We start from the raw sequence: 12751 nt of genomic DNA, 5'->3' as shown, positions 1-12751 counted from the left end.
GCCCACTGACAACAGACCCCGTTCAGCCGGTCGGAGGCACGATCAGCCGGTCGAAGGCCGGATCAGCCGATCGGAGGCCGGATCCGGGAGGCCATCACCGCGATGTCGTCCTCCGCGTCCTGGCCGAACCGTTCGAGGACGTCCTCCAGCAGGTCGTCGAGCGTGCCGCTCGCGGGCAGCGTCAGGCCCGCCAGCCGTCCGACGGACACATCGATGTCCTCTCCCCTGCGCTCCACCAGACCGTCGGTGTACATGAACAGCACCGTCCCGGGCCCGCACGGCACCTTCGTCGTCCCGTAACCCCCGTACCCCGTGCCCAGCGGCGGCCCGGTCGTCACCCCGACGACCCGCCCGCGCGCCCCCGGGTCGATGAACACCGGCGGCAGATGGCCCGCGCTGGCCAGTTCGCACACCCCGGCGGACCGGTCGACGACCGCGATCAGACACGTGGCGGCCCGGTCGAGCCCCGACCGCTCGACCATCGTGTCGAGCCGTTCCAGAATCCGGTGCGGCGGCAGGTCGTCATCGGCCAGGAGACGCAGCAGCGAGCGGTAGTGGCTCATCGCGACGGCCGCCTCCACGCCGTGGCCCATCACATCGCCCATCGCCTTCAGATGCCGCCCGCCCGTCAGCGGGATGACATCGAACCAGTCGCCGCCCACCAGCGCCCCCTGGTCGGCCGGCAGATAGCGGCTCGCGACCTCCACATGGGGCTGCGCCCCGCGCGGTTCGGAGAGCAGTGAACGCTGGAGCTCCCGGGCGATGTTGTGCTCGTGGGCGTACCGGCGGGCATGGTCCAGATCGACGGCGGCCCGGCCCGCCAGTTCCCGGGCGACGACCACGTCCTCGTCGGTGAAGGGGGGCGATTCACCGGCCCGTACGAGACTCAGGACCCCCAGCGGACGCCCGCGCACGGTGAGCGGCACGACGAGCGCCCCGTGCAGACCGATGGCGCGGTATACGGCGGCCCGTTCGGGGGAGGGCCCGGAGCGGCTGCGCTCCTCGTCGCTGTCGAGGAACACGGTCACGGGCCCGTTCGCCGCCAGGCAGCGCGGTACGGCCGCCTCCTCCTGGTAGTCGATGTACTCCCCGGGCATCCCGAACTGGTCGGCGGAATCCCTGAGTACGGGCACGGCGGCCAGCCCGGCCCGCCGCAGCCGCAGCACGCCCGGCGGCGGGCGCCCTGCCTCGTGACCCACGTCCGGCGGGAAGATCTCCACCGAGGCGAGGTCCGCCAGCGCGGGCACGACGAAGTCCGCGAGTTCCTGGCAGGTGGTGTCCATGTCGAGCGTCGTGCCGATGCGCACGGCCGCGGTGTCCAGGAGGGCCAGATAGCTTCTGGCCCGTTCCAGCTCCTCGTGCTGCCGATGGGCGGTGCTGATGTCCTGGACGATCGCGACGAGCCCTCTGACCCGGCCGTTCTCCTCCAGCCGGTGGTACGCCCCGTGCCAGTACCGCTGCTCCTCGTCGGACACCGCCCAGGTCTGCCCGCTGTAGGTGATCTCCCGGGCCTGCCCGTCGGCCAGCACCCTGCGCAGGACGTCCTCGCGCGCCTCGATCTCCGGCAGCACCTCGGAGACGGTCCGGCCCAGGTGGGCGGCGGCCGATACCCCGTTGAGCCGTTCGAGTGCCGGGTTGACGTAGACGTAGCGCAGGCCTGTGTCCAGCACGCCCACCCCCGCCGTGGTGCCGCCGAGCAGCGCGGCCAGCGCCGCGGTGTCGAAGCGACGCGGCTGGTCGTCGTGCTCTTCGGACGGCAACGGAGCCTCCTGGGGCGGGCACGGGCGGGTCACGCGGTACCCGGGCCGCAGGCGGGGTCGGTGCACCCACCTGCAGCCCGGCCCTTCATCGTGTGCCGGGCAGTCCCGCTCCGCATCCCGGAGCACTCATCAGTGCGCGTGCGGTCCGGACAGCTGCGGCTTCCCCTGCGGTACGAGCGCGAGCGCCACGGCAGCGCTCACCCCGGCGGCCACCGCACACACCGTGAACGCGTCGCCGAACGCCCCGATGGCCGCGCTCCCGCCCGCGATTCCCGCAGCGGCGACCGTGGACACGACCGCCACTCCGATCGAACCGCCCACCTCGTGGAACGTGTTCACGACACCGGAGGCGAGCCCCGCCTCCCGGTGGTCCACCATGCCCAGCGCCGTAGTCGTCGCTGTCACAAAGACCGCCCCCAGCCCGAACGAGGCCACGACGAGCCCGGGGAGCAGCCCCCCGTACACACTGCTGTCCGCCGAAAGCCACGTCAGGGGTACGCACCCGACGGCTGCGATCACCATCGCGCCCACGGCCGTCGTACGGCTGCCGATCTTCCCGACGAGCTGCGACCCGAGATGCGCGCCCATACCCACGGCCACCGCGACGGGCAGGAAGACGAGACCGGTCCTCATCGGCCCGAAGCCGCGCCCGTGCTGGAGGTAGACCGAGCCGAGGAAGAAGAACGCGATCAGCAGCGCCGTGGCGATCAGCATCAGGAACGCCCCCGCGAGCACCGGCCGTCGCGTGAACATCCGCAGATCCATCAGCGGCGCCTTCGACGCCCGCTCGACGCCCGCGAACACCGCGTACAGCACGGCGGCCCCCGCGATCGGCAGCAGCGTGGCCGCCGCGCCCCAGCCGGAGTCCCCCGCCTCGACGAGCCCGTAGATCAACGAGCCGGTACCTGCGGTGACCAGCAGCGCCCCGGGTACGTCGAGCCGGGCGGGCTGCGGTGCGCGGGCCGGGACCAGGAGGGGTACGGCCACCAGGAGCGCCAGGCCGACGGGGACGTTGACGTAGAACACCCACTGCCAGCCGGGACCCGCGGTCAGCGCACCACCGAGCAGCACCCCGATCGCCGAACCGGTGCCGCCGATCATGGCCCACACACCGAGCGCCTTGTTGCGCTCCTCGCCGTGGAACGTCGTGGTGACCAGGGACAGCGCGGCCGGCGAGAGCAGGGCGGCCCCCACCCCCTGCGCGATCCGTCCGCCGATCAGCAGGGCTGCGCTGTCGGCGAGCCCGGTGACCAGCGAGGCGGCGGTGAAGACGGCCAGCCCGGCGAGCAGGACGCGGCGCGCTCCGAGCGCATCGGCGAGCCGCCCGCCCAGCAGCATCAGGCCGCCGAAACAGAGGGTGTACGCGGTGACGACCCAGGTCAGCGTGGTGCGGTCGAGGTGCAGATCGCGCGCCATGTCGGGCAGCGCGACGTTCACCACGGTCACGTCGAGCACCAGCATGAACTGGCCGACGCAGATCAGCGCGAGGACGGCCCAGCGCCGTGGATCGACGACGGAGTCGGTGTGCGGATGGGCATGCGGATGGGCGTGATGGACCTCGGAGTGGACCTCGGAATGACTCATGAACTCAACTGTACGGTTCAGTTCAGTTGAACTCAACCGTACAGTTCAGGTCGCTGTTAGCCTGTCCCCCATGACCGCGAAGCAGCCCCCCGCCGGACCCCGCGCCGAGGCCAAGCGCCTGGCCATCGTCGGAGCCGCCCGCACGGCGTTCCTCCGCGAGGGTTTCGGCGTGGGCATGGACGTCATCGCCGCCGAGGCGGGCGTATCGAAGGTGACGGTCTACAACCACTTCGGCAGCAAGGAAGCCCTGTTCACGGCCGTCATCACGGGCGCCCTGGACGAACCCCTCGGCGGCGCGCCCACGGCAGCGCTGGCCGGACTCGCCGACGCCGACGACCTCCGTACGGCCTTCGTCGACGCGGCCCGCACCTGGGTGGCGGCGGTACGGGGCAACACGGACGTCGCGGCCCTGCGCACCCTGGTCGCCGCCGAGCAGCACCGCTTCCCCGAACTCGGCGCGGCCTGGCAGGGCCACGGCCCCGAAGGCCATCACCCGGCCATCGCGGACGCCCTGCGCACGCTCACGGAACGGGGCCGGCTGGACATCCCCGACCTGGAAACGGCGATCGTGCAGCTCTACGCGCTGCTCGTCTTCCCGCACCTGGTCTTCAGCTCGTACGGAACCGGAATCGACGACGCCGCCACGGATCGTCTGATCACGGGCGGCGTCGACATGTTCTTGAGCTATTACGCACCGAGGGGGTAACCGGCCGGACTCGCGGTGTGGTTCGAGTGCTACGAACGTGCGCCCGCGCGCGCCGCGGCATACGGGCGCGGCAGCGCGTCGATGCTCACCGTTCCCGGTTCGGAGTCCGCGTCCCTGGGCAGCCGGAGCGCCGCCGAGACGGCGTCCGGCAGGGCGTTCTGACCGAGCAGGGCGGTGACCAGGGCGGTCGCCAGCTCGTGCCAGAGCGCGGCGCGGCGCAGCATCGCGTGGTCGCTGCCCTCGACCGTGATCAGGCAGGTCCGGGCACCCGCGCGGCGGGCGCGGTCGGCCAGGGCACGGCTGTTGCGGGGGCTCGTGACGCGGTCGTGGGTGCTGTGGAGCAGGACGACGTCGCGGTCGGCGAGTTGCTCGACCGGGTCCTCCGGCGGGCACCACGGGGCGAGGCCGACCACTCCCCGTACAAGGGGATGCCCGGCGGCGCGGAGGGATGCGCGGGCGCCCATGGAGTGGCCGACGAGGACGACGGGGATGTCACCGGCCTCGCGCCGGAGGGCGTCGAGGGCGCGTACGGCGTCGTGGAAGGGGTCCTCGCGGGCGCCGTTCCAGCCCCGGTACGAGTAGCGGACGCTGCGGACCAGGACGTCGGCCGGGTCGGTCGCCTTCGTGATGGCCCTCCGGAAGGGACGCATGCGGACCGCCGGCAGGTTCAGCGGACCGAACGGCGGTGGTGCGGTCCCTGCCTCACGGCCGCCGTGCAGGAGGAGTACCGCAGCGGAGGGGGATTGGTTTGCCATACGTTCACCGTACGGGGGCACGTACACGTCCACGTACGACAATCAAGGGAGCGATCATGGCATCAGGACCTCAACTCGGGCAGCCGGTAACGGACTTCACCCTGCCCGGTGGAATTCTCACCGACGGCGCTTTCGAGAGGCGTGATTTCACGCTCTCCGAGACGCGCGGCAGGGCCGTCGTCCTCGCTTTCTATCCGGGGGACAACACCGCGGTCTGCACGAAGCAGCTCTGTTCCTACTCTTCCGGGTTCGAGACCTTCGAGGGGCTGGACGCCGAGATCTGGGGAATCAGTCCACAGGGTGTGGACAGTCACGAGGCGTTCGCCCGCACGCACGGACTGCGGATGCCGCTGCTCGCCGACGAGGGGCGCGAGATCGCCAAGGCGTACGGGGTTTCCGCGCCCGGGATCGGGGTGCGGCGGGCGGTGTTCCTGGTCGGGCCCGACGGGGTTCTGCGGTGGAAGCACGTGGCGCTGCTCGGTGCCACGTTCCAGTCGCTGGACACGCTCGCGGACCGTCTGTCCGGCATCAAAGTCGCGTAAAGACTGCCGGGACCCGGCAGTACCACGATCCGCGGCTGTATGGGATCATCCAGCCAGTTCGACGGAAATGTCGGGGGACATCGAAACGCCGGGGGAGTGATCGCGTGACCTTCTTTCTGGGTCTCGGCATTGCGGGAATTGTGCTTCTCGCCCTCTCCCTGATCTTCGACGGAATCCTCGAAGGACTGTTGGGCGGCGTGCTGGACGGCCTGTTCGACGGCCTCCTCTCGCTGCCCGTCATCGCGGGCTTCCTCTCGATGCTCGGCTTCGGCGGCGCGATCATGCTCGGCACGACGGGTGTCGGCACGGTCGCGGCCACCGTCACCGGAGTTGCCGCCGGTCTCGTCGCGGCATGGCTGACCTGGCGGTTCAGCCGGGCGCTCATGGCGGACCAGACGACCGCGACACCGCGCGGGGACGATCTCATCGGCACGTCCGGGTCGGTCGTCACGCCCATTCCGGCCGACGGGTACGGCGAGGTGCTGCTGCGAGTCGCGGGCCAGACCGTGAAGTTCTCCGCGAAGAGCGGCGAGCCGGTCGAGCGGGGCGCCGAGATCTGGGTGGAGGCCGCGCTGTCGACCACCTCGGTCCAGGTACGCCCGGTCGAACGCTGACCACCAACTGACTGTTTGACTGCCTGACTGAAAACGATCTGCCGCCCCCTCGTCGGGAGGCAGGGGGGACCCTTCTCATGAGCCCAGTTCTGATTGCCGTCATCGGCATCGTCGTACTCGTCGTACTCCTCGGCCTCGTAGTGATCACCCGCTACAAGGTGGCCGGGCCCAGCGAGGCGTTCATCATCACCGGCCGCCGCGGCAAGAAGTCGACCGATCCGGTCACCGGCCGCACCAGCATCGACAACAGCGGCCAGAAGGTCGTCGTCGGCGGTGGCGTCTTCGTAGTGCCGTTCGTCCAGCAGAAGTTCACCCTGGACCTCTCCAGCCGGCACATCCCGATCTCCGTGCGCGGCGCGGTCACCCTGCGCGGTGTGAAGTCGAACCTGGAAGGCGTCGCGATCGTCAAGGTCGGCGGCAACGAGGACGCGATCCGGGCCGCGGCCCAGCGCTTCCTCCAGCAGCAGGACGGCATCGTCGGCTTCACCCAGGAAGTGCTGTCGGGTGCGCTGCGCGCCATCGTGGGCCGGATGTCGGTCGAGGACATCATCCGCGACCGTGCCGCGTTCGCGAGCCAGGTCGCCGAGGAGGCCGAGGCCAGCCTGTCCGGGCAGGGCCTGATCCTGGACGCGTTCCAGATCCAGGACATCACGACGGAGGGTTCGTACCTCGAAGACCTCGGCCGGCCCGAGGCCGCGCGCGCCAAGCAGGAGGCCGACATCGCGGAGGCCATCGCGCGCCGTGCGTCGGAGCAGGCCCGGCTGAAGGCGGCCGAGGAGATCGCCATCGCCGAGCGGACGTTCTACCTCAAGCAGGCGGAGATCAAGGCCGAGACGGAGGCCGCCGCCGCCAAGGCCAACGCGGCGGGCCCGCTCGCCGAGGCCGCCCGCCAGCAGGAAGTGCTGATGGAGCAGGAGAAGGTCGCCGAGCGCCAGGCTGCGCTGACCGACCGCGAGCTCGACACGAAGGTGCGTAAGCCCGCCGACGCCGCCCGCTACCAGGCCGAGCAGGAGGCGGAGGCCCGCCGCATCGCCCAGGTCAAGGAGGCCGAGGCGGACGCGGAGCGCTCCCGTCTGACCGGCCAGGGCGAGAAGCTGCACCGTTCGGCGCTGGCCGACGCGGTGCGCATCGAGGGCGAGGCGGAGGCCGCGGCGATCGCGGCCAAGGGTTCGGCCGAGGCCGAAGCCATGCAGAAGAAGGCCGACGCGTTCGCCCAGTACGGGGACGCGGCGGTGCTCCAGATGCTGGTCGAGGTACTGCCGACGGTCGTGGCGAAGGCGTCCGAGCCGCTGAGCGCGATCGACAAGCTGACGGTGATCTCCACGGACGGCGCCAGCCAGCTCGCCCGCACGGTCACGGACAACGTGACGCAGGGCATTGAACTCCTCAACTCCACGACGGGCGTTGACCTGGGCGCCCTCCTCGAAAACCTCAAGAACCGCACGACGCCCGCCCCCGCGGTCCCCGCCCAGTCGGAGCCCGCAACGAGCAACGGCAAGATCGAAGTCACCGACTGACCGTTCGCGCGTTCTCCACCACCCGTGCTCGGCCGAGGAGTTCCTTGGCCGGGCACGGGTGCGTCAGGGGACGAAGTACGTCCCCGGGTTCAGTGGGCCTGGTGTGGCTCAGTCCCCCGTCGGCCGCCAGCGTCGGGCCGTTGTGCAGGCGTTGTGGGTGGCCCACGCTGCGGTCAGGGCGGCCAGGGTGAGGAGTGTTGTTGCGGTCCCCGTGATCAGTTCCGGGGGCAGTACGCCTCTGCGGGGCGGGGTCGTCAGGGGGGCCGTCAGCCAGATCGCGAAGCCGGCCGCCAAGGGGGCGGCCAGGCAGAGCGGGGTCAGTACCGTCCAGGCCGCTACCGAGGCGTAGATGCGGCGGCTGCCCGTCAGGACGCATACCGGGGAGATCGCCCGGGCGAAGCGCAGGATCTCGCCGAGGGTGTTCAGGCCGTGGGCCGCCGCGACGATCAGGACGCCGATGCAGCCGAGGAACGAGGCCCAGCGCACGTGCTGAGTGGTGGTCATGATGCCGCCCAGGGCGTACTCGCCGATCTTGAGTACCTCGGTTCCGGGGCCGAGTGTGGCGTGGGCGGTCTTGTGGAGTTCGGGGGTCGGGAGGGCCGTGGTTGTCGTGGAGACCGCCGCGACCAGGGGTGGGGACGGGCCGTCCTGGGTGCGTGTGGAGCGGGTGAGGTGGGGTGGGGCGGGGAGGGATCTGACGGGGGCCATGGCTGAGGACTCCGCCAGGAGGAGTGCGGCTCGGGGGTGGTGGGAAGGGTGGATCGTCGTTGCGGTGCAGGGGAGGTCCAGGGCCTTGAGAGCCGGGCAACTGCCTCGCAGGGTTGTGGGGGTGCCTGGTTCGAGCGTGACCAGCTCCGTGGTGGGGGGTAGTGCGGCCACGAAGGCCGGGAAGCGGTGTGCGTCCGGGACCTCGATGCGTAACAGGCTCGTGCCTGCATCCGCCTGCGCCTGGCGGGCCGCCGTTCCGAAGGAGGACGGGATGCTCGGGTAGACCTGGATGAACGCGAGCAGTCCTGCGGCGATCACCGAGCCCGCGACCAGGCGTGCCAGCCTGCCGGGGCCCGCCTGGACCCAGCGGCCCGCGAGCAGGGCGCCGGGGGCGCCGTGGCGCAGGCCCAGGTGGGCGGCGGCTCTGCCGAGTGCGCCCAGGGCGAGGGCCAGGACGGCGGGCAGGGTTGCCAGGGAGCCGATCGAGCCGACCGCCAGCGCCAGGGTCGACAGCACCGTGTGGTGGGTGTGCGCGAACAGCGCCGGGAACCAGGCGAGGAGCAGTTGGCAGGGGATGAAGAGGGCCGCCGTTGCCCTGGTGGCTCGGGGGGTGGGGGTTCTGGTGGATGGTCTCCCCGCGGAGTCTCCGGGGGCCGGGTGCAGTAGCGCTGTCGTGGTCAGTACCGTCGCGCCCGCCGCCGCGATCGCGCCGAAAGCCTCCGGTGCGTACGCCCGGAGGTGGGCGGCGTCCACGGTGAAGCCGATCCACGGCAGGGGTACGTCGACCGACATCGCGACCACCGTCGCCGCTGCGGCGGCCGTGCAGCCCAGTGCTGCCGGAACCAGTGCCTCGCCCATCGCCACGACGGCCAGATCGCGGTGGGAGGCGCCCATCGCGCGCAGCACCGCCGTGCGTCTGTCGCGGGCTCTCGCCCCGGTCCTGGCGGCGATCACCAGCAGCAGACCGGCGGGCAGGCCGAGCATCACGGCGATGAGCGAGAGGAGTTCGCCCAGGGGGCGGAAGCCGGAGTCGTCGCCGAATCTCGGGCCCCAGGGGGCGGACGTGCCGAAGCCGGTGGCCTCGGCAGCGTTGTCGTTGGTGAGGAAACCCGCCTCGGGACGTACGTACGCGAGCTTCTCGCCCGCTACCGCCAGGCCCGCGACGGCGATTCGGCCGCTGACGGGGCCGTAACGCGTGGTGATCCCGTCCTGTCGGCCGGCGTCGAGCAGGGCGGGTGAGAGGACCGCCTCTCCGGGGCGCGGCCATTCCCGGACGCCCGGGGGCGGCGGGGCGTCCGGCGTGAGGGGCTCGATGTGGATCAGGGTGAAGGCGGTCCCCGCCACCGCGTCCCTGTCCTGGCGCCAGAGGAGGCGCGGGGGGCCCGCGCCCGGCTCGTACTCGGTCAGCACAGGGGCGCGGGCTTCGCTGCGCAGGGCCCGGCCCTCGTACGTGGCCACCGACAGCACCACTGAGAGGAGTGTCAGCGCGGCCACGGCCGAGGCCAGGACCAGTCCGGCGAACCGGGTCCCGCGCTGGTCCGCGCTGCGGGCGGCGCTCCGGCCGATCCGCAGCATCTGTCGCCATCGGGGCGTCACCGCGACACCGCCCCCGCGTCCCGGGCCACCGGAACCGGGCGCTGCTCACGCAACGCGCCCTCCTCAAGCGCGTACCGGCGGTCGGCGCGAGCGGCCACAGCGGGGTCGTGCGTCACCAGTACCAGGGCGCAGCCCCAGCGGGCGGGCAGCGACAGGATCAGATCGGCCACCAGGTCCCTGTTCACCGGGTCCAGCGAGCCGGTCGGCTCGTCGGCGAGGAGCAGGGAGGGGCGGTTGATCAACGCCCGTGCCACGGCGGTGCGTTGCCGTTCGCCGCCGGACAGGTCGGCCGTCGCCGTGCCCGACTCCGGGACGCCCAGCTCCGTGAGGAGTTCCGAGGCACGGCGCATCGCCCGGCCGCGGCCGGTCCCGGCGAGCAGGGCCGCCAGTGCCACATTTTCGAGAGGGGACAGTTCGGGCAGCAGCTCCCCGAACTGGAAGACCATGCCCGTGGTCTCCCTGCGGTGCCGGGCCACCTTGCGGCTCGTGAGGCGGGTGATGTCCGTCCCGGCCACGCGCACCGCGCCGCGCTCCGGCCGCGTCAGCCCGAGCAGACACATCAGCAGGGTGCTCTTCCCGCTGCCGCTCGGACCGGTGACCGCCACCGAACGGCCCGCCCCCACCTCCAGCTCGGCGCCGTCCAGCAGCACCCTGCCGGTCGGGGTCACGCAGCGCAGACCGGTGACGGAGAGTACCGGGGCGCGGGGCGCATCTCCGTTCATCAGAAGGCGAGTTCGGGGCTGCATTCGTCGGGGTTGACGAACTCGGAGACGCAGACGTTCATCTTGTACAGGGCGGTGCCCTTGGACGACGTGGTGTACGTACCGCCGCCGTCCTTGTTCCAGAGGGTGATCTTCTTGCCCGTGTCGGCCTTGCGGTAGTAGTTCACGTAGACCGGGTCGCCCGCCGACTCCGCCGCGTCGTCCCAGGCCCGGACGTACGCCGAGGTCCTGGACGCGTGGTGGTACGAGTAACCGTACGCCCGGCCCGACACCTTCACCTTTCCGTCGTGCCCGGGCATGTCCGGCTCGGCGGGGGCCGCGCCCCAGGTGACCGCGGAGAACGCGGGGGACGCGGCCAGCAGGGCGACGGATGCCACTGCGGCGAACGTCAGGAGAATCTTCTTCTTTTCCACAGGACCGTCCTTCGAGGAGCGCGGTGTCCGGGATCGCGAGGGATCACAGCGGGATCGCTGACCGGATCACTTTCCTGTGGAGCATTCGGTGGAGAAATGATTCTCCATTCGGCCGAGGAGCGGCTTTCATCACAATGAGTGACGAAAGCCGTTCTGTAGAGTTCCAAGCGGATCCAGAACAGTTCGTGCAACGCAACGTATGGAGACATCAATGGCTCTGTGGGACCGGCTCAAGGAATCCGCCTCGACGATGCAGACGCAGCTGGAGGCGAAGAAGAACGACCTCAAGAGCGGGTCGTTCCGTGACGCGAGCATGGCCATGTGTGCTCTGGTCTCCGCCGCCGACGGTTCCATCGACCCGTCCGAGCGGCAGCGCGTGGCCTCGCTGATCGCCACGAACGACGTGCTCAAGAACTTCCCGGCGGACGACCTCCAGCGCCGCTTCAACGCGTACGTCGACAAGCTCACCGCCGACTTCGCGTTCGGCAAGGTCAGCGTGCTCCAGGAGATCGCCAAGGCGAAGAAGAAGCCCGCCGAGGCGCGTGCCGTCATCCAGATCGGCATCGTCATCGGCGGCGCCGACGGCGACTTCGACAAGTCCGAGCAGGCCGTCGTCCGCGAGGCGTGCTTCGCACTCGACCTGGCGCCGCACGAGTTCGACCTGTAACAGCCCCGGAATGGCCGGCCTGGCGACTCTCAGAGTTCCTTGGCCGGCCACTCCAGCAGACGGGCGCCGATGACCGCGGTCTGCAGCGTGTAGCGGTGCATCGGGTCGGCCGGGTCGGAGCCGGTCAGCTGTCGGATGCGCTCCAGCCGGTACGTCAGGGCGCGCACGCTCAACGACAGCCGGCGGGCCGTCTCCGCCGCGACGCAGCCCGCGTCGAAGTACACCGAGAGCGTCTTCAGCAGCGGTTCCGCGCCGCCCCTGGCCTGCTGGAGCGGGCCGAGCTCACTGCGCACCAGGTCGGCCATCGCCTGCCGGTCCCGGGTCAGCACGGGGTAGACCAGCAGGTCGGCGGCGTACAGCACCGGCTCGTCGAGCCCCATCCGCCGCGCCAGATCGAGGGCTTCGAGCGCTTCGTCGTACGAGTGGACGACGCCGCCGGGACCCTGGTGCGGGCGGCCCACCGCGACCTGGCCGCCGTCCGTCGCCGCGTGGGCCTGCTTGGCGAAGTACCGCAGGACGTCCGGCTGACTGGCGGGAGTGATACAGACCAGCCGCCCGTCCTTCGTCGTCAGCAGGATCTTCCGGCCGCCGAAGCGGGCGAGCAACGCCGCCTCCACGCTCCTCGGTACCGCGTCCGTCTCGGTGTACGCCTCCGGGCCCGCTGCCACCGCCACCGCGTGGGCGCGCGAGAGCCGCAGCCCGAAGCGGGTGGCCCGCTCGGCGAGGCGGCCCAGGTCGCTGCGCCCGTACAACAGGTCGTCGATGAACTCCCGTCGCGCGGCTTCCTCGCGCCGGACGGTGAGGCGCTGGGCGCGCTCGAAGCCCTCGGCGAAGGCGTCGACCGCCTGTTCCACGGCGGCCAGGACGGAATCGGTCGCGGCGGGCTTGGTGGCGGGCGGCCAGGCCGTGCGGGTAGCCGCCAGGTGCAGGCCGACCAGGGCGCGCAGTTGGTGTCCTGCCTCGGCGGCCTCGCGGCCGAGGGTGCGGCGGGTCTCCAGCTCCTCGCGGGTCAACCGGCGCCCGGTGGCGGAGACTTCGCTCAGTACGCGGGCGTAGTCGCCCAGATACTCCACGGGTATCTCCGGCTCCGGCACGTGCACTCCTCCGACTTCGCGTCGCGTTCGCGTTCCGTCCTTGATGCTGCTCTGACGTTCCCTTAACGCCTTC

The 12751-nt window shown here is 71.2% G+C and carries 12 protein-coding genes; 5 read left to right on the top strand and 7 right to left on the bottom strand.

Annotated features, from left to right (window positions below):
- Window positions 1-62 precede the first annotated feature (62 nt).
- Window positions 63-1760, bottom strand: a complete 1698-nt coding sequence (locus tag ACWGO0_RS00175; RefSeq protein WP_453525548.1) for a SpoIIE family protein phosphatase — start codon at window positions 1758-1760, stop codon at window positions 63-65.
- Window positions 1761-1889: 129 nt separating this feature from the next.
- Window positions 1890-3344 carry an MFS transporter gene (locus tag ACWGO0_RS00170; protein WP_453525545.1) on the bottom strand — a complete coding sequence of 485 codons (1455 nt, stop codon included), beginning with the start codon at window positions 3342-3344 and terminating at the stop codon, window positions 1890-1892.
- Between the two features lie 70 nt (window positions 3345-3414).
- On the opposite strand from ACWGO0_RS00170, the gene ACWGO0_RS00165 reads away from it, so the two are divergent.
- The gene (locus ACWGO0_RS00165; protein ID WP_453525542.1) at window positions 3415-4050 is read left to right on the top strand and encodes a TetR/AcrR family transcriptional regulator; all 636 of its coding nucleotides are present in this window, start codon (window positions 3415-3417) and stop codon (window positions 4048-4050) included.
- Between the two features lie 29 nt (window positions 4051-4079).
- On the opposite strand, the gene ACWGO0_RS00160 is transcribed toward ACWGO0_RS00165, so the two are convergent.
- Window positions 4080-4805 carry an alpha/beta hydrolase gene (locus ACWGO0_RS00160; RefSeq protein WP_453525540.1) on the bottom strand — a complete coding sequence of 242 codons (726 nt, stop codon included), beginning with the start codon at window positions 4803-4805 and terminating at the stop codon, window positions 4080-4082.
- 56 nt (window positions 4806-4861) lie between these two features.
- Between ACWGO0_RS00160 and ACWGO0_RS00155 the strand changes: the two genes are divergently transcribed.
- The 3 genes from ACWGO0_RS00155 to ACWGO0_RS00145 all read left to right on the top strand — a co-directional run bounded on the left by ACWGO0_RS00155 (window position 4862) and on the right by ACWGO0_RS00145 (window position 7478).
- Window positions 4862-5347 (top strand): peroxiredoxin, encoded by a 486-nt coding sequence (locus ACWGO0_RS00155; protein WP_453525537.1) that lies wholly within the window; start codon window positions 4862-4864, stop codon window positions 5345-5347.
- A gap of 104 nt (window positions 5348-5451) precedes the next feature.
- On the top strand, window positions 5452-5961 hold the full coding sequence (locus ACWGO0_RS00150) for a hypothetical protein (protein ID WP_453525534.1): 510 nt from the start codon (window positions 5452-5454) through the stop codon (window positions 5959-5961).
- Window positions 5962-6038: 77 nt separating this feature from the next.
- Window positions 6039-7478, top strand: a complete 1440-nt coding sequence (locus ACWGO0_RS00145) for a flotillin family protein (protein WP_453525531.1) — start codon at window positions 6039-6041, stop codon at window positions 7476-7478.
- A gap of 108 nt (window positions 7479-7586) precedes the next feature.
- On the opposite strand, the gene ACWGO0_RS00140 is transcribed toward ACWGO0_RS00145, so the two are convergent.
- From ACWGO0_RS00140 to ACWGO0_RS00130, 3 genes are read right to left on the bottom strand one after another with little or no spacing between them, the layout of a single operon-like run.
- Complete coding sequence (locus tag ACWGO0_RS00140) at window positions 7587-9782, bottom strand: FtsX-like permease family protein (RefSeq protein WP_453525528.1); 2196 nt, start codon at window positions 9780-9782, stop codon at window positions 7587-7589.
- On the bottom strand, window positions 9779-10504 hold the full coding sequence (locus ACWGO0_RS00135; protein ID WP_453525524.1) for an ABC transporter ATP-binding protein: 726 nt from the start codon (window positions 10502-10504) through the stop codon (window positions 9779-9781). The genes ACWGO0_RS00140 and ACWGO0_RS00135 overlap by 4 nt, the downstream gene beginning before the upstream one ends.
- The gene (locus ACWGO0_RS00130; protein WP_453525521.1) at window positions 10504-10917 is read right to left on the bottom strand and encodes a hypothetical protein; all 414 of its coding nucleotides are present in this window, start codon (window positions 10915-10917) and stop codon (window positions 10504-10506) included. The genes ACWGO0_RS00135 and ACWGO0_RS00130 overlap by 1 nt, the downstream gene beginning before the upstream one ends.
- 211 nt (window positions 10918-11128) lie before the next feature.
- On the opposite strand from ACWGO0_RS00130, the gene ACWGO0_RS00125 reads away from it, so the two are divergent.
- On the top strand, window positions 11129-11584 hold the full coding sequence (locus ACWGO0_RS00125; protein ID WP_453525518.1) for a tellurite resistance TerB family protein: 456 nt from the start codon (window positions 11129-11131) through the stop codon (window positions 11582-11584).
- A 29-nt stretch (window positions 11585-11613) separates the two neighbouring features.
- On the opposite strand, the gene ACWGO0_RS00120 is transcribed toward ACWGO0_RS00125, so the two are convergent.
- Window positions 11614-12678 (bottom strand): helix-turn-helix domain-containing protein, encoded by a 1065-nt coding sequence (locus ACWGO0_RS00120; RefSeq protein WP_453525515.1) that lies wholly within the window; start codon window positions 12676-12678, stop codon window positions 11614-11616.
- Window positions 12679-12751 lie beyond the last annotated feature (73 nt).

Source organism: Streptomyces sp. NPDC055749, from assembly GCF_053617235.1.
Note: the sequence above shows the minus strand (reverse complement) of the source record. Positions and strands in the feature narration are given on the sequence as shown.